This window comes from Williamsia sp. Y721, assembly GCF_059683565.1.
On the sequence record NZ_JCASNH010000005.1, the window covers coordinates 18,646 to 42,440 of the forward strand.

At 63.5% G+C, this 23,795-nt stretch carries 20 protein-coding genes; 5 read left to right on the forward strand and 15 right to left on the reverse strand.

Translation table 11 applies throughout. The features are described 5' to 3' along the window. Positions 1-531 precede the first annotated feature (531 nt). The 5 genes from AC56PL_RS23660 to AC56PL_RS23680 all read left to right on the forward strand — a co-directional run bounded on the left by AC56PL_RS23660 (position 532) and on the right by AC56PL_RS23680 (position 7,501). Positions 532-1,725, forward strand: a complete 1,194-nt coding sequence (locus tag AC56PL_RS23660; protein ID WP_495517635.1) for an amidohydrolase family protein — start codon at positions 532-534, stop codon at positions 1,723-1,725. Between the two features lie 65 nt (positions 1,726-1,790). Next, complete coding sequence (locus AC56PL_RS23665) at positions 1,791-2,960, forward strand: M24 family metallopeptidase (protein ID WP_497155629.1); 1,170 nt, start codon at positions 1,791-1,793, stop codon at positions 2,958-2,960. Further along, the gene (locus AC56PL_RS23670; RefSeq protein WP_497155334.1) at positions 2,950-4,071 is read left to right on the forward strand and encodes a M24 family metallopeptidase; all 1,122 of its coding nucleotides are present in this window, start codon (positions 2,950-2,952) and stop codon (positions 4,069-4,071) included. Before AC56PL_RS23665 ends, AC56PL_RS23670 begins: the two co-directional genes overlap by 11 nt. A gap of 38 nt (positions 4,072-4,109) precedes the next feature. Then, entirely contained in the window at positions 4,110-5,072 is a 963-nt protein-coding gene (locus AC56PL_RS23675; RefSeq protein WP_497155335.1) for an enoyl-CoA hydratase/isomerase family protein, read from the forward strand. Positions 5,073-5,077: 5 nt separating this feature from the next. Beyond that, positions 5,078-7,501 (forward strand): CaiB/BaiF CoA-transferase family protein, encoded by a 2,424-nt coding sequence (locus tag AC56PL_RS23680; protein WP_497155336.1) that lies wholly within the window; start codon positions 5,078-5,080, stop codon positions 7,499-7,501. Between the two features lie 108 nt (positions 7,502-7,609). On the opposite strand, the gene AC56PL_RS23685 is transcribed toward AC56PL_RS23680, so the two are convergent. The 15 genes from AC56PL_RS23685 to AC56PL_RS23755 form a co-directional block, all read right to left on the reverse strand. Continuing rightward, complete coding sequence (locus AC56PL_RS23685; RefSeq protein WP_497155337.1) at positions 7,610-8,851, reverse strand: cytochrome P450; 1,242 nt, start codon at positions 8,849-8,851, stop codon at positions 7,610-7,612. Between the two features lie 59 nt (positions 8,852-8,910). After that, the gene (locus tag AC56PL_RS23690) at positions 8,911-9,105 is read right to left on the reverse strand and encodes a ferredoxin (protein WP_497155338.1); all 195 of its coding nucleotides are present in this window, start codon (positions 9,103-9,105) and stop codon (positions 8,911-8,913) included. Then, complete coding sequence (locus AC56PL_RS23695; RefSeq protein WP_497155630.1) at positions 9,102-9,956, reverse strand: SDR family NAD(P)-dependent oxidoreductase; 855 nt, start codon at positions 9,954-9,956, stop codon at positions 9,102-9,104. Before AC56PL_RS23695 ends, AC56PL_RS23690 begins: the two co-directional genes overlap by 4 nt. A 5-nt stretch (positions 9,957-9,961) precedes the next feature. Continuing rightward, positions 9,962-10,846 (reverse strand): alpha/beta fold hydrolase, encoded by an 885-nt coding sequence (locus AC56PL_RS23700; protein WP_497155339.1) that lies wholly within the window; start codon positions 10,844-10,846, stop codon positions 9,962-9,964. Then, the gene (locus tag AC56PL_RS23705; protein ID WP_495517628.1) at positions 10,843-11,478 is read right to left on the reverse strand and encodes an NAD(P)H-dependent oxidoreductase; all 636 of its coding nucleotides are present in this window, start codon (positions 11,476-11,478) and stop codon (positions 10,843-10,845) included. Before AC56PL_RS23705 ends, AC56PL_RS23700 begins: the two co-directional genes overlap by 4 nt. Positions 11,479-11,484: 6 nt before the next feature. Further along, positions 11,485-12,480 (reverse strand): cyclase family protein, encoded by a 996-nt coding sequence (locus AC56PL_RS23710; RefSeq protein WP_497155631.1) that lies wholly within the window; start codon positions 12,478-12,480, stop codon positions 11,485-11,487. Positions 12,481-12,523: 43 nt separating this feature from the next. After that, positions 12,524-13,390 carry a coniferyl-alcohol dehydrogenase gene (locus AC56PL_RS23715; RefSeq protein ID WP_497155340.1) on the reverse strand — a complete coding sequence of 289 codons (867 nt, stop codon included), beginning with the start codon at positions 13,388-13,390 and terminating at the stop codon, positions 12,524-12,526. Positions 13,391-13,415: 25 nt separating this feature from the next. After that, positions 13,416-14,720 (reverse strand): LLM class flavin-dependent oxidoreductase, encoded by a 1,305-nt coding sequence (locus AC56PL_RS23720; protein WP_482140016.1) that lies wholly within the window; start codon positions 14,718-14,720, stop codon positions 13,416-13,418. A gap of 2 nt (positions 14,721-14,722) precedes the next feature. Then, entirely contained in the window at positions 14,723-16,546 is a 1,824-nt protein-coding gene (locus tag AC56PL_RS23725; protein WP_497155632.1) for an FAD-binding protein, read from the reverse strand. Between the two features lie 11 nt (positions 16,547-16,557). Continuing rightward, a complete protein-coding gene (locus tag AC56PL_RS23730; protein ID WP_495517624.1) occupies positions 16,558-17,511 on the reverse strand; it encodes a 3-carboxyethylcatechol 2,3-dioxygenase in 954 nt (317 codons plus the stop codon). After that, a complete protein-coding gene (locus AC56PL_RS23735) occupies positions 17,468-19,177 on the reverse strand; it encodes a bifunctional 3-(3-hydroxy-phenyl)propionate/3-hydroxycinnamic acid hydroxylase (RefSeq protein WP_497155633.1) in 1,710 nt (569 codons plus the stop codon). The genes AC56PL_RS23730 and AC56PL_RS23735 overlap by 44 nt, the downstream gene beginning before the upstream one ends. Positions 19,178-19,207: 30 nt before the next feature. Continuing rightward, a complete protein-coding gene (locus tag AC56PL_RS23740) occupies positions 19,208-20,071 on the reverse strand; it encodes an alpha/beta fold hydrolase (protein ID WP_497155341.1) in 864 nt (287 codons plus the stop codon). Between the two features lie 51 nt (positions 20,072-20,122). Further along, positions 20,123-21,193, reverse strand: a complete 1,071-nt coding sequence (locus tag AC56PL_RS23745) for a phosphotransferase (protein WP_497155342.1) — start codon at positions 21,191-21,193, stop codon at positions 20,123-20,125. Between the two features lie 18 nt (positions 21,194-21,211). Further along, on the reverse strand, positions 21,212-22,414 hold the full coding sequence (locus AC56PL_RS23750; protein WP_497155343.1) for a cytochrome P450: 1,203 nt from the start codon (positions 22,412-22,414) through the stop codon (positions 21,212-21,214). A gap of 303 nt (positions 22,415-22,717) precedes the next feature. Next, positions 22,718-23,707, reverse strand: coding sequence for a substrate-binding domain-containing protein (locus AC56PL_RS23755; protein WP_495517697.1), 990 nt, complete (start codon positions 23,705-23,707; stop codon positions 22,718-22,720). Positions 23,708-23,795 lie beyond the last annotated feature (88 nt).

Sequence of the window (23,795 nt, forward strand, 5' to 3'; positions counted from 1 at the left end):
CCAGCGACTGGCAGAGCACTTTATCGCCCCTACCAGCACCAACAGCCGAAACACAGAACGCCACCGGACTCCCCTTCCCAAGCTTGTCGGGCTGGTATCTCGACGTGCAGCCATCACGACACCCAACTCACTCGACCGCCAACTTACACGCATAAGTAAACCCTGTGTGGCCTTTCGTCAGATGCACCGGAGCACGCCCCGCAACCCGGCCCGAACGCCCGTCACAATGGCGGGAAATACGCTCTGGCTAACACCTGGAGTGCGTGATAATGTGACTTCCGCTGCAGCAGATTGTTGTTTTCCATGAGCCCGAAGAACGGAATGCAACTTCTTTTGTTGCCCGTGCGCTCCTTGCTCGGTGCGGACCGTTTCGAATTCCGTCGCAACAGCCGGCGATGGAATCGTCACGCACCTGGAGTCGATCACGAGGTTGTCCACTTCCCCCCGCGCGCCAGAGTGAGCTCGGGCGTATCCGGCGTCTTCATCGGCGTCACGTGAACTCAGCCAACCAGTCGAACAAATGGAGAAGTAATGTCGCTTCATACCACCAGCGCATCGTTGTATCCGCCGGAAGGATTGGCTCCTCCGAAGGATCGTCGCGGCCACGCCGTCGGCGACCTCGGACTCCCCACCGGGACCCAGGTGTTCTCGGCGGACAATCACATCTCACTCGCCGACGACATCTTCTTCGAACGTTTCCCTGCCGAACTTCAGGAGAAGGCTCCGCGAGTGTGGTACGAGGAGGGGGCTTTTCAGCTGGGGCGCAAGGGAAAATCGTTCCTACCCGGAGATTTCAGCCACGTACTGATGCAGTACGACCCCCTGGTCGGATCCGGCAGCGCGAACCTCGAGGCGAGGTTGGACGAGCTTGCCGCGGACGGTGTCTCCAAGGAACTCGCCTTCCCCAACGCGCTTCTGGCACTGCTGTATTACCCGGACCGCGACATCCGCGAACGCGCGTTCCGGATCTACAACGAGTACATCGCCGACCTCCAGGAGCGATCGGGCGGACGGTTCTTCGGAGTCGGACTGATCAACTGGTGGGATGCCGCCGGTACCCGTCGCACCCTTGACGAGCTGAAGTCTTTGGGCCTCAAGACTTTTCTGATGCCGCTCTCGGCGGGCAAGGACCTGGAGGGCACACCCATCGACTACGGCAGCACGTCGATGATCCCGGTGTGGGATGCCATCGAGGAGTCCGGGGTTCCGCTGGCCCACCACATCGGCGAGGCGCCGTTGTCGAGCCCGTGTGAGGTCAACAGTGTTGCCGTCGGCATGATGCACAACGTCGCCCCGTTCCGCGAGATGTTTGCCAAGTACATTTTCAGCGGCATCATCGATCGCCATCCGGGCCTCAAGATCGGTTGGTTCGAAGGCGGCATCAACTGGGTTCCGTCAGCCATCCAGGACGCCGAACACATGCTCGCATCGTTCCGTCACATGCTGAATCGCCCTGTCGAACACGATGTTCGACACTACTGGGACAACCACATGAGCGCGTCGTTCATCGTCGACCCGCTGGGGTTGGAGCTGATCGACCAGATCGGGATCGATCACGTCATGTGGTCGTCCGATTACCCGCACAACGAGAGCAGCTTCGGCTACTCAGAGAAGTCGATCGCCGCGGTGGTCGAAGCACTGGGCCCCGAGGACGCGGTCAAGGCCGTCAGCACCAACATCACGACGTTCCTGGGCCTCACGCAAGAAAGCGACGCAACCTCTTGACCTCATCTGTCTTGACCAGCAACAAAACCACATTGCGCGTCCCAGACAAACCCGACCTCGGCCGGATGCGACATGAGGTCGGTGTCCGCATCCGCGCGGAGATGGTGCAGCGCGGGATCGGCGCGTTGATCCTCCTCGGCAACAACGCGGTCGCCTACGCCACCGGCGTGAGCTGGCCGCTGGGTGATGCCGGATTGTCCCACGTCGAGCGACCGGTGGCGGTCATCCTGCCCGACGACGAATGGCCCTACCTCTTCTTGCCGATACGCGATGGCGCACCGGAAGATTCGGTATTGCCCGACGATCATGTGCTGCCACCGGTCTATCTGGAGTTCGATGAGGGCGTCGAATCCTTTGCCCGGGCACTGGCCGACCTGGTGCCTGCCGATGCGATCTACGCCGTCGACGAGAGCACCGGGGCGATGCTGCGAGCAGCCAAGCGCCTGTTCCCCTCGGGGCCGCCGCGCGACGCCGCATTGATCATCGGTGCCGCCAAACTCATCAAGACCCCTGATGAGCTGTCCTGCATCCGAAATGCCTGTCGCATAACAGAAGAAGCGATGGTCGAGGTCCAGGCAGCTCTTGCTCCGGGGATGCGGCAGATAGACCTGTCCGCCGGCTTTGTCCGGCGGGCATTCGAGCGCGGGGCAACGGCCAACATGCTCGATGCCATCTGGCAGGTGATGCCGTCGAGCAAGGACACCGGTGTCTGGACCACCCACGGTGATCTGGCGCTTCCACTGCTGACCACCGAACGCGAACTCGGTGCCGGCGACGTCCTCTGGGTCGACGTGAGCATCACCTACTCGGGGTACTGCTCCGACTTCGGTCGCACCTGGATTGTCGGGCAAGACCCGTCACCACGTCAGCAGGCACAGTTCCGGCATTGGAAGGACCTCATCACCGCGGTGTTCGAGACCCTGCGGCCAGGTGTCACGCTCGAGGATCTGGCCACCGCGGCCATCGCAGTGAACGGCGGGTCCAAACCCTGGCTTCCACATTTCTACCTCGGCCACGGCATCGGCACCTCAGCGGCCGAAATGCCCATGATCGGAACCGATCTGGGTCCCACCTACGACAAGAACTTCGTCCTGCAACCCGGGATGGTGCTGGTACTGGAACCGGTTGTCTGGGAAGACGGCACCGGCGGCTACCGCAGTGAGGAGATCGTGGTCATCACCGAGGAGGGCTTCGCGCCGCTCACCGACTACCCGTACACGCCTTATGGCGACTGAGATCCTGGCCGATGATCGCGCTCTTCGCACCGGACGGCGAGAGCGCGCACTGGCCCAGATGCAGGCCCACAACCTTGACATACTCGTCCTGGGTCGACAGGCCAACGTCCGCTATGTCACCGGCGCGACCCAACTGTGGGTGGCAGGCACACGACCATTCGCACCGAACTGTGTCCTGTCCCGGGAGACCGGTGAGATCCACCTGCTCAGCACCTGGGACGAGGGCATCCCGGATGACATCCCCCACGATCACCTGTACGGCATCGCATGGAACCCGATGAACATCATCGCGGTATTGAAGGAGATCAACGGTGCTGCAACGGCCCGCCGGGTCGGGATCGACGCTCTCTCGCCAGGGTTCGCCGAACTGCTGCCCCACGCATTCCCCAACGCCGAGTTGGTGGATGCGGAGGTGGCACTACGGACCGCACGCCGGATCAAGACCGATGACGAGATCGCGTCCATCCGTGAAGCACTGCGGATTGCCGAGGTGGGCCTGGCCTCGGCGGTCTCCGAACTCCGGCCCGGGATCAGCGAACAGCGGCTCACGGGCGTCCTCCTGGAGGCGATGGCCGCAGGCGGTGTCAGCACCCTGGCCACCCAGGACGGGGCGTGGGTGACCTCGCCCGGCCACCACGGACGGCGCGCCAACGGAGCAGGTGACGTCCGCAACGGCGATCTCGTCGCCTTTGCGGCCGGAGTCCTCGACAGGGGGTATACCGGCGAGGTCGGTCGAACGTGGCCGGTGGGTGAGGTCACCGACGAGATCCGGTCGCTGTATCGCCGCTCGGAAGCCCTGCGAGAACGTCTCTTTGAAGCCTGTCAGGCCGGAGTACGAGCCGGCGCGCTCTTATCGGCGTATGAGGCGGCCGGTGAGCCGTTGCCACCGACTCCGGTTGCGCATGGATTGGGCCTGGGCTTCGACCCACCCGTCGTATCGCCGCATCTACCGGAGACCAACGCCTCCGAAATACTCGAGCCGGGCATGGTCTTGGCCGTCACGAGCTACGTCTGGACGGAGGGCCTCGGTGCAGTCTTCGGTCGCGATGCCGTCCTGATCACCGACCACGGGCCCGAGGTTCTCACCACAGCTCCCTGGTGGACCGGATAACCCCCAGTGAAGGCGAATACAGAGGGAGTCAGCACAGCATGACCGATTCACTTCCCAAGCCCGAGGAGATCATCCTCTTCGAGAAGGACCGAAAGACCAAGATCGCAACGATCACGTTCAATCGTCCAGACCAGCTCAACGCACCGACCGCAGCGGCACGTCTGCGCTACGGCGACCTCATCCACCGATGCAGCATCGATGATGACGTCAAGGTACTGGTGGTACGCGGCGTGGGTGACGACTTCGGTTCGGGCGCAGATCTTCCCGAGTTCATGGCGAACCAGAATGCGGATTCTCCGCAGGCCCGGCTCCGCGAGTTCAAACTCGACGAAGACGACGTCACGGCACCGCCGCGAGGGTCATTTCGATTCGGTGCGTCGGTCAGCCAGTGGTATGCCAATCCACAGGCCGGATGTCGCAGCCTGCAGGAGTTCAAGAAGATCAGCATCGTGGAGACCAAGGGCTACTGCTACGGCTGGCACTTCTATCAGGCAGCGGACGCCGACCTGCTGATCTCGGCTGACGACACCCTGTTCGGGCACCCGTCATTCCGCTATCACGGCTGGGGTCCGCGGATGTGGACGTGGGCACAGGCCATGGGACTGCGCAAGTTTCAGGAGATGGTGTTCACCGGACGGGCCTTCACCGCCGCCGAGATGGACGCCTGCGGATTCATCAACAGTGTGGTGCCCCGCGCGGACCTCGAGGCAGAGGTCGACAAGTACGCGACCTCCTGTGCGCGCACTCGCCCGACCGATACCGTCTTCATGCAGAAGACGTTCTTCGAAATCATGAAACAGCAACAGGGCGAGTACATGGGCAGCCTCATGTCGGCGTTCTTCGAGTCGATGGGCAGCAACATCGCGGCCGACGGCGACGAGGTGATGCTCGAAGACGAGGACACGTTCGGCCGCGGCCTGAACAACACCGTGAAAGGCAACGACGATCAGTACCCGCCGGAGTTCAGGTTGAGCAAGTCCGGTCGCAAGAAGAAGAAGTAGTCGAGATGTCCATACCCGGTGCCGGTTACCCGCTCGACGGATACGTGGTTGTCGATCTGTCGGTGGGTATCGCGGGGGCATACTGCACCAAACTCCTGGCCGACGGCGGTGCCCGGGTCATCAAAGTCGAACCACCCGAAGGTGATCCGTTGCGCAGGTGGTCCGCCTCGGGCGCACGGATCGCACCGGACTCCGATGGTGCCCTGTTCAGTCACCTGGCCTGCTCCAAGGACGGCGTCGTCGTCGACCCGGACAATCCCGACGATCTCGAACTCCTCGAAAAACTGCTGACCGGGGCCGATGCCGTTGTGTGGTCGCGGGACTCGCGCATCACCGAGCAGCCATCGTTGACCGCCGAAGAAATCCATCGCCGGTATCCGCACCTGACCGTCACCGCGATCACGCCATTCGGCTCGGATGGACCGTGGAGCGATCGTCCGGCCACAGAATTCACCGTGCAGGCCGCCTCGGGCGGCATCGTCGGGCTCGGACGAGGATCGCCGGACCGGGCACCGGTTCACGTGGGTGGTCAGGTGGGTGAATGGCTCACCGGCGCCTACGCGAGCGCGGGGACACTCGCATCGAGAATCGGCACCACCGAGAGCGGTATCGGCGACTTGGTCGACGTCTCGATGCTGGAGACCGAGATCCTGTGTCTCACCTACTATTCCGTCAGCTTCTTCGACGTCTTGCAGCGACCCTTCCGAACCAAGCGCGCCGCCGGTGTTCCCGGCGTGGCCACCGCGGCCGACGGGCTGGTGGCACTCGGCTGCGGCACCATGCAGCAGTGGTTCGACCTCGCGGTCATGGTCGGGCATCCGGAATGGATGGATGAGGAATCGACACTCACCCTCACCGAGCGGGCTCAGCAGCACGCCCCAGACATCTACGCCTGGCTGTCCGAGCAGGATGTCGCAGGCATCCGCGAGTTCGCCAGTGCGCTGCGCATCCCCAATGCCCCGGTCGTCAATGGTGAGAACGCAACCGCGCAGCACCATTTCCGAGAACGTCGGACCTTCACCACGAACCCGCGGGACGGATTCGACCAACCCACGTCGCCTTTCCGGATGCAGCCGGCACAGCTTCGCCCGCCGGAGCCGGCGCCCCACCTCGGCGAGCACACCGATCACCACCGTGCCGAGCCGCCGCGTCGGCGTGCCACACCCACGAATCCCCTGGCCCTCAAACAACTTCCCTTTGCCGGGCTGCGAGTGCTGGACATGACCGCGTATTGGGCCGGACCGTCCTGCACCCACTTTCTCGCGATGCTCGGCGCCGAGGTGGTCCACCTGGAGTCGACACGACGGCCCGACGGAACCCGGCTCATCGCAGGTGTTCCCGTCACCGAAGACCAGTGGTGGGAACGCTCACCCATCTTCTCCGGCCTGAATACCAACAAGAAGAGTTTGACTCTCGACTTCCAGACCGACCGGGGGCAGCAACTGCTCCGGGAACTCGTGGCGACCTCCGACATCATCGTCGAAAACTACACACCGCGAGTACTCGATCAGATCGGTCTCGACTTCGCCGGAGTCCACGCCCTGCGTGCAGACGCCATCATGGTGCGAATGCCGGGCTTCGGTCTCGACGGGCCCTGGCGGGAGACCCCGGCATTCGCGTACGTCATTGAGGATGCGTCCGGATTGACCTGGCTGACAGGGTATCCCGACGCCAATCCACTCGAGCCGTATTCTCTGGGCGACCCGAATGCCGGAATCCATGCGCTGGGTGCACTGCTGCTGGCCTTGGAGCACCGCAAGCGCACGGGAGAAGGTGTGCAGGTCGAGGTCGCGATGGTCGATGCGGCACTGTCCATCGCCGCCGAACAGGTCACCGAGTACTCGGCATATGGAAACATCCTGCAGCGGGATGGAAATCGAGGACCCGTGGCCGCGCCGCAAAACCTCTACCGGACCGCCGATGTCGATGAATTCGGCCGAAATGACTGCTGGATCGCGGTGGCGGTGGCCACCGACACCCAGTGGACCGCGATGCAAAAAGCGCTCGGCGGACCGGAGTGGGCGATGGATCCCCGGCTCGACGATGCCGCTGGTCGCCACCGCCATCACGACCTCATCGACTCCGAACTCGCCGCCTTCTTCCTGATGATGGGCAGCGACACCGCCGTCGAATTACTCTGCGACGCCGGAGTACCCGCGGCGAAAGTCATGCAGCCGCACCGGACAACCGAGATTCCGCAACTCGCATATCGCCGGTTCTTCGAGCAAGTGGATCATCCGGTCAACGGACCCGCGGCCCACAGCACCACACCGATCCGGTTCACCGACAGCATCGACCACTTCCATCGGTCGCCTGCGCCCCTGCTGGGCCAGCACAACCATCAGATCCTGTCCGAACTCGGCCTCACGGACGACGAGATCGCCGCGTTGCAGGCCGACGGCATCATCGGCACCTCACCCGACCAATAATTCCCCCCAGCGCAGACGCTCCATCTGTGCGAGGACGCTCCACAAATTTGTGGAGCGTCCTCGTACAGATGGAGCGTTTGCGGGGTGGGGTGGGGGTGGGTTCGGGCGCTACCAGGTGACCGGCAGCTGATAGACGCCGAAAGCCAGGCGGTCGTGCTTGAACTCGACGTCTTCAAACGGAATCGCCAACTTCAGGTTCGGGATCCGCCGGAGCAGGGTCTGGAAGACGATCTGCAACTCCACCCGCGCGAGCTGCTGGCCCACGCACTGGTGAACGCCGAAGCCGAAGCCGACCTGCTGACGGGCGGGCCGGAGAATATCCAGCTTGTCGGGCTCGGGGAACTCCCTGGCATCCCAGTTGGCCGGGGCCAGGTCGATGATGATGCCCTCCCCCGCCTTGATCGTCTTGCCGCCGATCTCGATGTCCTCAACCGCAATTCGCCGCTGCCCGTTCTGAATGATGCTCAGATACCGCATCAATTCTTCGACCGCGTTGGCCAGCACCTTCGGATCATCGGAGTCACGCAGCAACGCAAGCTGTTCCGGGTTCTGCAGCAACGCCAGCGTACCCAGCGAAATCATGTTGGCACTGGTCTCGTGGCCGGCAATCAGCAGTCCGGTGCCGAGCTGCGCGGCCTCCCGCATGGTGATTTCTTCGGCCCGAACCCGCTCGGCCAACTCGGTCACGATGTCCTCGGCCGGCTCGTCCATCTTCTTCTTGACCAGTTTGATCAAATACCTGGCCAACCCGGTCCGCCCCTCTGCCGCCTGCTCGGCCGAGGCAAACCGGCTCACCCCCGTGGTGGCATGCGCCTGGAAGAACTCGTGATCCTCGTAAGGGACACCCAGCATTTCGGTGATCACCAGCGACGGCACCGGCAGCGCCAGTTCCTCTACCAGGTCGGCGGGTTGCGGGCCGGCCAGGATCGCGTCGACATGCTCGTCGGTGATCCGCTGGATGGCCGGGCGCATCGCGTCAACGCGCTTGAAGGTGAAGGGACGGGTCAACATTCGACGGAACTTGGTGTGCTCCTCACCATCGGAGGTGAACACCGACCGCGGCCGCAGATCAACTGTCGACAGCATCCCCTCATTCCAGTGTGGGAAGCCCGGGCGCCTGTCGTCGACGCTGACCCGCGGATCACCCATCAGCGCTTTCAGCTCGGGGTACCCCGTGACCAGCCATGGTGTGCTGCCGTCCCAGATCCGGACGCGACTGAGCGGTTCGGTGTCCGTCAGTGCCCGGACCTCCGCGGGAGGCGCAAACGGACACTGCGCCGACCGCTCCATCGGGTAGTCCGGAACGTCCCCGGTTCCTTCGATTGTGGTGCTCGGCAGCGAGTCAGACATGGTCACTCCTTAGGGGTTATCGGAAGATCGAGGGCGGTACGCGGGCGCAATGGGTGCGCTCATTCCTCCACGTGGATGGCCATTGCGGGACATACCGCCGCCGCTTCCCTGACGTGCCCATGCAGTTCGGCGGGTGGATGCTCGTCGAGCAGCTCGACGATCCCGTCGTCATCACGTTGATCGAAAACATCTGCCGCCTCGAAGACGCACTGTCCGGCAGCGATGCACTTGGATTGTTCGACCGTCACTTTCATACGGGCCTTCTTTCTCCGTTGCTGTGGGCAGCGGCAGGCGACTTGTCCGAGAAGTTCCGCTTCTTCAGCGGTTTACCGGCGACCGTGCCACCGTCGACCGGTAGGACCGTTCCCGTCACATAAGAGGAACGATCGCTACCGAAGTACAGGGCGACTTCTGCCACGTCCCCGGGCTCGCCGTCCCGCTTGAGTGGCCGGTCGGCTTTCATGGCCTCGCGCACGCCCCTGGTGAACCGCTCCCCCGCCTCCGGCGGCATCTTTGCCGCGGACGTGGCGAGCAACGAGGTGGGAATGTTGCCCGGTGCAATGCAATTGACCCGAATGTCGTACTCGGCCAGTTCGATGGCCGCCGATTTCGTGAAGTGGATGGCAGCGGCTTTGGACGCCCGATAGGTCATCACACCACCGCCTGCCAACACGCCGCCCACCGACGACACGTTGATGATCGAGCCACCGCCTGCAGTTGCCATGTAGCGGGCCGCGTTTCGGGTACCGAGCATCACCCCGAGAAGGTTGACCCCCATCACGTGATGAAAGTCGGCCAAGTCATCCTGCAGGAAGTTCTTGTGCATGACTCCGGGGACCCCGGCGTTGTTGACCATGATGTCCAGGGCGCCAAACGTATCCACCGCAACCGAGACGAGCCGTTCAACTTGCAGCGGGTCGGAGACATCGGTCGATTGGAATATCGCTTCGGGTCCATATGCGGCGGCGAGGGATTCGCCACCGACCCGGTCGGTATCCGCGATCACCACCTGGGCCCCTTCGGCCAGGAACCTCTCGACCGTCGCGGCGCCGATGCCCGCGGCTCCGCCCGTCACCACTGCGACCTTGCCTGCCAGTTCGCCCATCGCCATCACTTCCGTCGTTCGGTCGCGCGCGCACTCGCGCACTGGTTCTCGAAGAATTCGATGAGAAGTCGGCTCACTGCGGCCGGCTGTTCTATCTGCGGGCAATGACCGGCCTGTGGAACCACCGCCGATGAACCCACCCGCACCTGGTCGGCAAGTTCTTTTGCCCAACCCGGAGGCAGGAGTTTGTCGCACTCGCCCTCGACGACCAGTGTGGGCACCTTGACCCGTCCATAGGGCCGATCAGCCGTCACCGGAGATGTCGACGCCGGTCCTGGCCGCCGGAACCTGGCTGCTGCCACCGCTTCCCACGCTCCCGGAGCAGTCGCGGACTCGTGGCGCCTGCGAACGAAGTCCCCATCCGCCGGGTATGAGGCGTCGTGGAAGAGGGCCGTGACAATCCGGCGCATGGCCGGCATCGTGGCGTCGTAGTCGTACAGCGCTTGCATGTGTTGGCTCGGCTGGATTTCTCCACCACCGCAGATGGCCACCAGGCTTCGGACCGGTAACACCGGGCGATCTGATGTGAGGTCGGCCAACAGCATGACCGCCCCCATCGAGTTCCCGACGAAGTGGGCCGAGTCCACACCCAGCACCCGGCACCAGGCCGCGACGTGCCGGATCCGCAGTCCGCGGCCGTCGTTGAAGTCCACCACCTTCGCCGATTCGCCGAAGCCCAGCATGTCGGGTGCGAGAACATGAAACCGCTCGGCGAGTGCGTCGAGAATCCGCTCGAAGCCCAATTCTGCACTGGCGCCGAACTCTCCACCGTGCAAGAGCACCACGGTGTCACCCGAGCCACCTTCGAGGTAGCTGGTGGAATGTCCGTCCACCACCACGTGTCTGCGTGAAATATGGTCGGGCGGCATCCGGCCTGCCGAGACCGTCATGACCGCCGCCCACCCGCGCCGGCGAAGGTCAGCACCTGTCCGGCCAGCATGTCCAACTGCCCGCGGACCGCCTCGTTCGTCAATTCACCTGAGTCATCCCAGATCTGGTCAGCCGAGTTGATGGCAACGCCCAAAGGTGTGGGCCACGCCCGCAACGCGTGCCCGATCGACCGGAGTTGCCCCAGCGTTCCCACGGCCGCCTGCCAGCCGTAGGCGCAGGAGATGCAACCCCAAGGAGTGTTGTCCAGGTACGTCCGCGGTTCGTCGCGCAGGTCCTCGATGTAGTCGATCGCATTCTTGATCAGCCCTGAGACGCCGCCGTGGTAGCCCGGGGACGACACGATCACCGCATCGGCACTGCGCAGGGAATCAACCAGTTTGCGCGCCTGCGGCGTCCGTTCCAGTTCGTGTGGCGAGTACATCGGCATGTCGAGGTCGGTGCCGCTGTAGATCTCGGTGCGTCCGCCCTGCCGCTCGATCGATTCGAGGCAGAACCGCAGCACCCGCTCGGTGGACGAGTTGGTACGCAGTGTGCCGCCGAGTCCGACCACCAGGGGTCTGGTATCAGCCGGCCCGTCGGTGGCCGTGTTTGTCGCCGTGGCCCTGTTTGTCGCCGTCGTACTGTGTGTCATCGCGGGCTACTTGATCGCTATCGGATTGACCGGTGATCCCACGGCCCCGGTGACGCGCAAAGGTGGTGCGATCAACTGGAACTCGTAGACGCCGTCGGCTGCGCAATCGGCGGCCAGCGCAGTCAGATCCCAGTATTCGCCGAGCATCAACCCCATGTCGCGCAGGCAGAGCATGTGCATCGGAAGGAACGTGCCCTCGACAGCCGAGACCGGATCCTCGACCATCAGGTTGTCCGACGCTACCGCGGCCACCTCGTGATCGTGCAACCACGATGCGCAGGTCCAGTCGAGTCCGGCTCCGGGTTCGGATCCGGCACCGGTGGTGAGGAATCGCGCCCACCAACCTGTGCGGACCAGGACGACGTCACCGCGTCTGATGGTGATTCCCTGGGCCCTGGCGACGTCGTCGAGTTCGGCGGGGGTGATCGTCTGGCCGTGTTCGAGATACAGGTCGGCCCCGCGATGGCGGACCACGTCGAGCAGCACTCCGCGGGAGGTGATCCCTTTGCCATCCACCTTGTCGATTCCACAGTGTTTGGCACCCATGCTCGTCACCGAATCGGCCGGAAAGTTGTTGTACAGCTTGTCTTCGTAATACACGTGCGACAACGCGTCCCACTGTGTCGCGGCCTGCAGCGGCATGATGATCATGTCGTCGTTGAACCGGAACGGATTGTCCTCGCCGGCAAAGAAGCCGCTCAGTTCTTGGCCCACCGAGTTGATATCCCAATCCGTGCAGTGCTTGACCAAGGTTTCGGCGTCGCCGCCGTCCACCGTCATCACGTGGACGGGATTCTGCCGAAATTTGAAGGCGCCCTGGGGACCAGATGATCCGAAGTCGACCCCGAGCGGAAACACCTTGCCCTGCTTGACCAGGGACGCCGCTTCGGCCACCTTGTCGGCGGTGATGAAGTTGAGGGTGCCGAGTTCGTCGAAGCTGCCCCACCGGCCCCAGTTCCGGACCTCGTCGGCGACCCGGCGAAAGTCCTTCATCGTGGACATCGCGGTGGGTTCGACGGTGCTGACTCCACTGTGATCGCTCATGTCAATTCCTCGCGTCATGTGTATGTGCTTGATGGTCGGAGAGCCCGATGGTTGAAAAAGGTTCACGCAGCTCGTTGCTGTTCACGATTCCGCCGTCACCCCAAACCACCTGGCCTGAGACGTAACTGGCGGCATTGCTACCCAGAAAGACCAGAACCGCGGCTTGTTCCTGCGGGGTCGATACGCGCCCCAACGGTTTCGGTATGTCGTCAAGGTACGCCGGGCCGTACGCCGTGCGCAGCTGATCGAGTATGGGCGTCTCGGTCACGCCGGGAGCCGTGCAATTGATCCGGATCTTCCGCGCACCAAGGTATTCAGAGTTCAGGATGCAATAGTTGATGATCGCCTCTTTGGACAGTGTGTAGCCACCGTTGGCGTGTGCATCCGGGTGGTCACGACACCACTGCACTCCCTCGGCCATCGATCTGGTCGCGAGTAGTTCGGCAACCGTGGCCCGATTGTCGCGATACCCGGAAGCAGCCATCGAAGACACGCAGCAAATCGAAGAGCCGTCCGGCATCCGCCCCACCAGCGATTCGGTCAGGTGCCGCATGCCGAGGAAGTTGATCGTCACGACCAGGAGCGAATTCCCGATCCCCGACGACACCCCGGCAACGTTGAACAGGACATCGATCGGGTCGGCGCCGATCACGGCCACGGCGCGATCGATCGACTCCCGATCAGCGAGGTCCACCTGGTAGAACTCGCTGATCGGAAAGTCCTGGCCCGGCGCAGCTATGTCGAGACCGATGACTTCGGCACCCAGCTCAGCACTCTGCCTCGCGACCTGCTCACCGATGCCCGATGAGCATCCGGTGACCACGACGCGACGACCGTCATAGCGCAACAGCTGATCTAGATGGCCCATGACCGGAATACCTGCGCCGTGGCAATCATTGTGCCGCTGCCTCCTTCGCGGCCTGCGCCGCCTGGACCCGGCCTTCGTTGATCTCCGCCATGGCCTCTGGAATCTCACTCGCGGTGAAGCTTCCGCCGCGGCCGGTCGGCAGTCCACCGAAGGAGTAGTTGGGGTCGAACTCCGGCGCCCGCGACTCCGGACGGCGTGCCTCCACTTTTTCGATGACCGGCGCGAGCCGCTGAGCCTTTGCCTTGACCGCCTTTTCGTCCCGCTCGATGAACTCCGGCAGCACCTCTTTGCCCATCAGCTCGATCGACTCCATGGTCGCCTCGTGGCACCTCGGATTGAGCAACAGGATGATTTCGTCGACCCCGCTCTCCTCGTAGCCACGCAGGAACTCGCGAACCATCTCTGGCGAGCCGATGGCCCCGCGGCCCGGACCGTAGGCCAGGGTGTCGTCATTGGCCACCTCTTCGAGGTAGCGTTCCCACACTCCGGTGCGGCCCGGAACGTGTTGTCCGGTCATGTAGTAATGCATGATCCCGAAGGAGAAGAAACCGCCACCGAGTCCGAGGCGATCAAGTGCCTGCTTCTCGGTCGGCGCGACCATCATCGACAGATCCCCGCCGATCGCGAGGATGTTCGGGTTGATCTCCGGCGTCGACGGGACGCCGCGCTCTTCGAATTCCTGGTAGTACGAGGCCACTCGGTCGCCCAACGGTCCGGGACCGGTGTAGGCGAAACTCAGTGCACCAATGGCCTTTTGCGCAGCCATCTGCACCGACGATGGGCGGGTACAGGCGACCCACACCGGCGGATGCGCCTTCTGCATCGGCTTCGGGATCACGTTGCGGGCCGGCATCTCGATGTGCTCACCCTTGAATCCGGTGAACGGTTCCTCGGTCATGCAGCGAATGGTGACCTCGAGGGCTTCCTCCCACTGTCCACGCTTGTCCGCCGGATCGATGTTGAACCCGGCGAGTTCGGCAACGGAGGACGATTCACCAGTTCCGAACTCCACTCGGCCACCGGAGATGAGGTCGAGCGTCGAGACACGCTCGGCGACACGTGCGGGGTGATTGATCAGCGGCGGCAGATGCATCACACCGAAGCCGAGTCGAATGTCCTTGGTCCGTTGGCTGGCAGCGGCGAGGAACATCTCGGGTGCCGTTGAGTGGCAATACTCTTCGAGGAAGTGGTGTTCGGTGAGCCACACCGTCGAGAATCCCGCCTTGTCGGCGGCCTCCACTTCGGCCAAGCCCTCTTGGAACATCTTGTATTCGTCGTCCTGCGTCCACGGACGTGGCAGAGCGAACTCATAGAACAAGGAAATCTTCATGGTTACCTCCGATGGGAATGAAACGGTTGTGAGGGAAGAACGGAATCTTCGTGCTGTGTAGCGCCTTCGCCGGGCGGTGCGTTCTCCGCGATATGACACGCAGCGACATATCCAAAGGTCATGGCCGGCCCGATGGTGGCCCCGGCCCCGGCGTAACTCCGGCCCATCACCGCCGCAGAGGTGTTGCCCACCGCGTACAGACCGCTGACAACTGAGTCGTCGTCGCGAAGGACGCGGGCGTGCTCGTCGGTCCGGAGTCCACCGGAGGTCCCGAGATCACCCAGCACCATCCGGAAGGCGTAGTACGGCGGCTTAACCAGCGGGTACAGGTTGGGGTTGGGCAATGTCGGGTCGCCGTAGTAGTTGTCGTAACTGCTGTCACCCCGGTTGAAGTCGTCGTCATGGCCTCGCTGGGCGAGTTCATTGAAACGCTCAGCGGTCCTGGCGAGTTCGTCGACCGGCACATCGATCTTGGTGGCGAGTTCTGCCAAGGTGGACCCTTCTTGGACAACTCCTGACTGCAACCACTCCTTCGGCATCTTGTGCCCGGTGGGTACGGGCGCGAACGGAATCCTGGGTAACGGCAGGTGCCCTGCCACGACATACTTCGCCCACGACCGTGAGTCGGTGATGAGCCAGCAGGGAATGTGGGTGACCCCGGTCTTTTCGCCCGCGATCATCGCGTGGCTGAAGTCCATGTAGGGCGCCGCCTCGTTGCAGAATCGGCGCCCGGCACCGTTGACCACGAACTGTGACGGCATCATCCGCTCGTTGAGCATGAACTGCATACGGCCGTCGGGCCATTGGATCGCCGGAAACCACCAGGCCTCGTCGAGTAGTTCGGTTGCGGCCCCGACCTTCTCGGCCGCCCGGATCCCGTCCCCGGTGGCCAACGGATTCCCGAAACTCCAATCATCGGACAGGACTGGTTGATGTTCTCGACGCCAGTCCATGTCGTGATCGAATCCACCGGTCGCGAGAATCACGGCCCGGCGGGCCCGGATCCGCAGCGTTGCACCTTCGTGCTCGACCACCGCACCCAGCACCGACCGATCCGGACCTTCGATCAGCTCGTTCATCGGCGAATCCAGCCAGAGCGGGATGTTGTGTTCTTTCATGGCCAGCCGTAACCGCGCCACCAGCGACTGGCCGATGGCCGCAATCCGGTCACCGAACACATGGGCCCGGAGCATGCGCCACAACAGTTTGAAGAGCACGACCTTGCCCTCCCAGGACTGCCGGATCCGATAGAACGCACGCAAATCCTTGGGGCCCAGCCACACGCCTTTCGGCGCAAGCGCCAAGGGTGTCAACAGGTTCTGTTCTTCGTCGCCGAGTTCCCGCAGGTCGATCGGTGGAACGTTGATGGTGCTGCCACGCTCGGAACCCCCCGGCAGTTCCGGGTAATAGTCGGCGTAGCCCGGCTTCCAGACGAACTCGAGCCAAGGGCTCGACTTCTCCAGAAAGTCCATCATCTCGGGGGCGGTCTTGACGTACTGCGCGATTCGTTCGTCACTGACCAGTCCACCGGTGATCGCACGCAGGTACTCCTGCACCCCGGCCGGATCCGGCGAGTACCCCTCGCGGCGCTGGGCAGGGGCACCCGGAACCCAGATGCCACCGCCCGACAAGGCGGTGGAACCACCGAATTGCGAACCCTTCTCCACCACCAGGGTTTCCAGTCCGCTGTCAGCTGCTGCCAGTGCCGCGGTCATCCCGCCGCCGCCTGATCCGATCACCAGCACGTCGACTGTTTTGTCGTAGTCGCCGGGGGACGTGATCCCCGCTGCGGCTGGATCCACCACTGCGTCCTCCTCTCCGGTCATCGGTTCAGTTGTCATGGGCGCACCTTGGTTGTCAGCTGTGCGGATCGAATCGCAAACCCCGCAATCAGTTCGGGTGCGGCCCGGTAGTAGCGCACCGGTGTCTCGTAGGGCCCTTGACTGGCCATCGCCGCGAATGCAGCGACCCAGGTGCGGATCTCGTGCGCCGAATTGCCGGCTTCACTGGTGATCTTCGTGTTGGACCAGCCATCGAACTCGTCGAGCCGGCCGGAGTCGATGATCTCCAGGAACTCGCGGTCCCAATCCGGATTCAATGGCCGCAGTGGTCCACGCCCGGCGGCAAAGTCCTGCGCTGCCTCGATGACCGCGCTCTGCCGGGCAGACCGTTGCTCAGGTGTCTGGCTGCCCCCGTGCACCATGCGCTCGCGGACTCCACCGGTTGCCGTGGCCAGCGAAGGGACCGGCGGATCGTGCGACAAACCACCTGAGCCGATGACGAGTACCCGTTGATCCAGACCTGCCAGGTAGTTGCCAACTGCCTCACCAAGCGCCCGTACCCGGTACAACGGACCGAGCGGCGCCGCAACGGAATTGACAAAGATCGGTATCACCGGCAGTGCACGGGAGTCACCGAGCAGGCGTTGCAGAGGCTGGACGGTGCCATGGTCGACGTCCATCGATTCGGAGACCGCAACATCGACACCGGCTTCGAGCACTGACCGCGCGCACGCATCGGCAAGCTCGCGAGGCACATCCAACGGATCGGCTTGCGTTCCGTAGTCGCCGACGCCTCGGGCGGCGTTACCTATGCAGAAGGGCGGCATCACCTGGTAGAAGAACCCGTTGTAGTGATCGGGCGAAAAGATCACCACCAGTTCAGGATCCCAACTCCGGACGAAGTCGGCGGCCACTTCGAGCGCGGCTCCGACGTCGTCGACGAGGTCCGGCGGTGTGCCCGGGAGTTCAAGCAGGGGGCTGTGCGACACGCAGCAGAGCGCCAGCGGCATCGGTATCCCCTTCCCCTGGTCCGGCTTGCCCTGATCTGACCTGCCCTGGTCCGAGTACGCCGAGCAGTGCGGCACTTGTCTCCGGGGCGCGTTGTGCGACACAGGCCGCGGCTATGCATCGGTCCGGGCGCAGAAACAGGACCGAGTCGGTCTGCGTATCGAACCAGCGCTTCACCTGCCCGTCGCTGTCGCCGATCACGATCACGTCGGGATCGTCGTGTCCGGTCCATTCCAGCTGACACTCCGGCCGGGCCGTGATGAATCTGGCGCCCTGGGCTTTCCACGCCGCGAACTGCTGCTCGCCCAGTACCGTGCGCGGATGGTTGTTCCAGCACAGCACCGCAAACCAGGTGCCCAGCACGTCGTCGAGCAGAACCCCGGTGCGGTCGCGGGTGTCCACCCGCGGCTGGATGAACAGGGTGCCCACCGCCGATCGAGGTGGGCGGGGATCGGCGTGGAACACAGCACCGTGCTCATACCGGGGCATCGGCTTGAAACGCATGGTCAGCACGTAGTTCTTCAGGGCCGGGAGCGCGGACGCACTGCGGACCAGCAGATCACGTGCCGCGGCAGCCCGCCGATTTGTCGGCGAGATGACCTTGCCCACCATCGTCGACAGATCGATCATCGCTCGGGCATGACTGCGCCGTTCGCTGTCGTAGGTGTCCAGAAGAGCGTCATCGGCGCGACCGGTCACCACTGCGGCCAGCTTCCATCCCAGATTGGCCGCGTCGCGGATCCCGCTGTTGTAGCCCTGGCCTTGCCAGACCGGCATCAGATGCGCGGCGTCACCGGCCAGCAGTATCCGGCCTTTTCGGAATGCACCGGCGATCCTGGAGTGGTGCGTGTACACCCGACGCCGGATCACATCGAGTTGATCCGGGTACGGCACCAGTGGCGCAAGTAGTTTCGCCAAGAACTCCGGTCTCTGCGCGTCCTCGTCGCTCTCGCCGGAGTGGATCATGAACTCGAACCTGCGGATGCCGTGGGCGATCGACACCGACACGTTGGGACGCGCCGGGTCGGCGGCCACCTCGATGTTCGGGTGACCGAGCGGGTCGGTCGCCAGGTCGACAACCAGCCATCGTGTCGGTGATGTCGTCCCCTCGAACGACACCCCCATCAAATGCCTTGTCGTACTGCGCCCGCCATCGCATCCGACCACGTAGCGCGCTCTCACGGTCCGGAGTCCCCCGGTGCCGGCGAGTTCCACCACCACACCGTCGCCGGTGTCGTCGGCCGCCACCATCGGAGAATTCCAGGCCACCTGAACGTGATCGAAACGCCTCAGTCCGGCCAGCAGTTCCGCGTCGACCAGCGGTTGAACAAATGCGTTGCGCTTGGGCCATCCGAAGGAGGTGTCGGTGGGCGCGATTTCGGCCAGTAGCCGCCGTTTGGCGTCGACAAAACGCAGGATCTGGTTCGGGCTGGTGTGCGGGAGCACCTGGTCGACCAGGCCGATTGCCTGGAAGGTACGCAGGGATTCGTCATCCAGCCCTACTCCCCGCGGATAGTCGATCAGCGTGTTTCGCTCGTCGACGACCAGTGTCCGAACATCCTGGAGGCCAAGGATGTTGGCGAGGGTGAGCCCCACCGGGCCGGCACCGACGATCACCACATCGAACTGCGCCGTCTGTGGCGCGCGACCGACCCGGTCCTCCCCGATCGTCCCACCGTCGATTGCGGATGACACGCCTCAGCCTCCCAACAGGAACTCGAGGTGGAGCGCGTTGAAGGTCTTTGCGTCCTCGTACTGCGGCCAATGCCCACACCCGGCCATCACCTCGAAGCGCGAACCGGGGATCATGGACGCGATCCGCCGCCCCTCGTCGACGTTCGCGGTCGGATCGTCAGTGGTCCACAGCACCAGGGTCGGCGCGGTGATGCGCCCGTATTCGGCCGGGCCCAGGACATTTCGGGCCCTGATGTCTGGATCTTGCAACGCCATGATGTCGCTCATCGCATCGACGAATCCCGGTTGCCGGTAGATCCGCTGCCTGCCGGCGACAATGTCGTCATAGTCCTTCGACTTGTCTGCCATCAGCCACTTGATGCGGGCCTGCACGGTCTCCCAGGACGGATTCTGCGCAGCGGCCATCGACAGATCGATGATCCGTTTCATCACCACCGGATCGGCCTGCGATCCCCCGGCGGTGTTCAGCACGAGCCGGTGGACGCGCTCCGGGTGGTCGGCGGCAACCCGCGAAGCCACCCAGCCACCCAGCGACTCGCCACTCAGACTGGCCTGTGCGACGCCGATGGCGTCGAGAAATCCAAGGTAATGGTCTACGTAGTGCGGGATTTCGAGCGGATGACCCGGCTTGCCGGTGTAGCCGTGCCCCAGCATGTCGATCGACCAGGTCGAGAAGTGCTCGGAGTGTGCCTCCAGATTGCGCACATAGGCTTCGGCGTGACCGCCTGACCCGTGGAGTAGCACCAGGACCGGCTTGGTGTCATCCCCGGCATGTAGGTAACGGGTCCGAATCCCGCCAACCGCCAGGTATCCCTGCTCAAAGGCAACACCCTGGAGGTCACTCCAGATGCTTTCATGTTCTGGCACTTGTCATCTCCGGTGTCTGGTCGGTGCAGTAGACGAGTCTTCGCGATGAGATCAGGTATCGAAGCTCTCGAGAGCCTGCGCTGTCTCCAGATCCGAGTAGGCCACCGAATAACGCTCGGCGAGTGCGATTGCGATGTCCGGCCGTTGCCACAATTCGCCGGCGCTGGCGGTGCACAGCCAAACAGCCAGACCGTGTGCCACCGAGGCGCGGTACTGCCGCCAGACCTCGTTTCGACTCGGAAGCTCGTCGGCGGGGAGCCCGAGCGCCCCGCGATACTCTTCGAGGAGGTCGCGTTCGTTATTGCGGCGGTCGTCGATTGTCAACGCGCCCTGCAGGAAGTAGCCCAGGTCGAGACCGAAGTTGCCGCGTCGAACCACCTGCCAGTCCAGGAATCCCACATCGTCGCCGGGTAGCACATATGAGTTGCCGATGTGTGCGTCACCGTGCAGCAATGTCTGGTTCGACGTGGTCAGCGTGCGGATATACGGCGCCCAGACCGTGTTGATGAGGTGATCGATGGTCAGCGCCTGAACCTCGGGAGGTGCAGCGGCACCGAGTCGTTCCAGGGCGGCAGGCAGCGGCGCGTATTCCATACCGGGCCAGGGCACAAACGGCTCGACCCAGCTCAATTCAGGGCGCTGAAAACGCACACCCCAGTACGCTCCGTGCAGTCGAGCAAGTCCACGGACTGCGCTCGCGGCCTGCGCCACCGACATGGGTCGGGTCGCGTCGCGCGGATCGGCGCCACGTGTGGTCAGGTCCTCCATGACGAGGACGAAGTTGTCATTGGCCTCGTCGGTCAGCGAGGCGTAGACCGTCGGATGTTCCAGCGGGAGTTCGATGTTCGAATCGAACAGGCGGGGCTCGTGATAGAGCCCGCTGGTGAGTGCGATCAGTTCGGTATGTGCCGGGTCGGCCCCCTTCACGAACACCGTCGCGGGCCCGGCGCCTGACGAGTAGGTCAAACCCAACCGTGCTCGGCGGTTGGTTCCGTCGTCGCGCAGCACCACCTCGACCTGATCCACCACCGCACCCGGGTGATGTCGCGAGATCGCAGTGGTCATCCACTCACCCGTGATCTCGTCCCACGACCTGGGTACGGGCAGTTCGGTGGTTGTCATGGGTTCACTTTCAAGTGATCAGCGGATGATGGCGGGCATCGCGTCCCAACCCCGGACCGTCGAGGTCGGGGACAAGGTCGCGCGGGTGAGGTCCACGTCCCATTCCGGGAATCGCTTCAGGATCTCTTCGAGCGCAATCCGTCCTTCCAGACGGGCCAACGACGAGCCGAGGCAGAAATGTGTGCCGCTACCGAAGGCAAGGTGCGGGTGGGCTTCGCGATTGATGTCGAAAACATCACCGTTCGGCGGGAACTGGCGATCGTCACGGCAGGCGGAGGCCAGCAGCAACATCATCACGCTGCCCGCCGGCACGGTCTGGCCGTAGTATTCGACGTCGCGGGTCACATACCTCGACGCATGGGGCCCTGGCGGCTCGAACCGCAGCAGCTCTTCAATCGCTTTGGGTATCAAAGAATTATCCTCGACGAGCTGGCGCCGCTGATCCGGATGCTCGGCAAGAACCTTGCCGGCCCATCCGATCAGCCGGGTGGTCGTCTCGTTGCCCGCTCCGGCAACCACATTGACATAGGTGAGCAACTCTGCGCGGGTGAGTTTGCGGGTCGTCCCGGTCTCATCTTCGAACTCGACGTTGAGCAGTTCGGTCACGATGTCATCTGAAGGATGTTTGGCGCGCCAGTCGATGTAGTCGGCGAATATCTCACCGGTATCGATCCCTTCCTCGGCTGCCTTCATCGGTTTGCCTGCCTCGGTACGCATCTGGGCATTGGCGTGTTCCCGGATGGCCACCTGATCTGCCTCCGGGATTCCGATCAGCATTCCGATCACCCGCATCGGCATCTGCGCGCCGAGATCGGCGACGAAGTCGAACTCTCCGGCACCGATCAATGGATCGAGACTGCGAGCGCAGAACTCGCGAATCTTCGGTTCCAACTCAAACACCTTGCGGGGTGTGAACATTCGAGCCAAGAGCTTTCGGTGAACGGTGTGGACCGGCGGATCCTCGAAGATCAGCACACCGGGCGGGATGTCGATGTTCGCCCTGATCAGCTCGAGAATCGCACCACGCGCAGAACTGAAGGTCGTGGGGTCTGTCAGCGCGCCGTGGACATCGGCGTAGCGACTGAGCAGGTAGAAGTCGTGTTCGCTGTTGTAGTAGAGCGGCAACTCTTCCCGGAGCCGGCGAAACATCGGATACGGATCAGCGTTCAATTCCACGTCGTATGGGTCGAAATGCACATCACTACCAGCACTCACCGTCACCGGATTGCCCCTCCTTCTGTGCCGCTCACGCATGCTCGGCACGCTTCGCAGACCACTCTTCAAATCCGAAAGTGGCTGATGTTCTTCGCACGGTCCATCCCGGGGGCAGCCACCCGAATTGCGGGCCCTACATGCGCCGGAACACTTCAACTTGATGCAAGGATTGGTTATGAACTGATTCGAGCTCTGAACTGACTGTGTACTTTGAACTGAAAGGGAGCTTACACGCGTAAGTGACCCGCGTCACCAAGTTCGCAGAAGTAGTTCTTCGGACAATTTCAGATGTGTTCTGACCAGGCGAGATCAGGTCGACTGACGCTGGATCAGTTCAAAGACGTTCGCGCTACTGGGATCCTCATCGGGGAGATACCCGAGCTCACGCATCATCGCGGCCACGGCGGCGTCGACGATCGCACCGGCGTGGATCTTCACGGTGGTCAGCGGCGGATTGCTCACCGGCCCGAGCGTGCTGGCCTCACCGCCGATGACGGCGATGTCCTGCGGGCATCGCAAGCCCGCCTCCCGCAGCCCGTGGAGCACCACAAACGCGGCCTCGTCGCTCGCGCCGTAGATGGCGGTCACACCGCTGTCGGCCCACTCGGTGACAATGGCCGCCGCATTGGACCCACTGGGCTCGAATGACCCGGCCGTGACTTCGGGGAGCCCTCGTTCCCGTGCGGCCGCACGAACACCGTCACGACGAAAGCCGTTCAGCGCCCGCTGCTTGGGCACGTCGACGCCCGCAAACGCCAGATTGTTGTGCCCTTTGGAGATCAGGTGATCGACAACGAGTTCACCCACGGACAGATTCAGCGAATCGAACCCCTCGAGGTGGGTACTGACCACGTCGATATGCCGGATACCGGCAGCCTCGACCACCGCAAGCGGTTCACCGGACAGCGGAAAGATGCTGGTCACCGCAATCGGGTTCAGATTTGCGATCGCGCCACTCATGCTCGCGGGATCCCTGGTCTCGAATTGCAACGAGACGACCACGCCGTGTTTGGCGAGCGCGGTTGTCAGGCGGCTGCCGACCTCGATCGGTAGCTCACTGAGCGCCATGCGTGGCAGCACGTACAGCACCACACCGCTGCCACCCACGGCGAGGTTGCGGGCGGCGAGATTGGGCCGGTAGCCGAGCGTCTCGGCGGCGCTGCGCACCACTGCCTGGGTTTGGGCGGAGATCTTCTGACCTGCGACGTTGTTCAAGACATAGCTGACGGTCGCCGGAGAGACCTTTGCCAAGCGGGCGACATCGGCTTTGGTCGGCCTCGACGGCCCCTTGACGCCCACTGCCACCTCCGGCCTCACACCCTGTTCGCCACCGTGGCCCACAGGGCGCGTCTGCGCCGGCGGGGGGTGCCTCGGTGCGAGATTATCA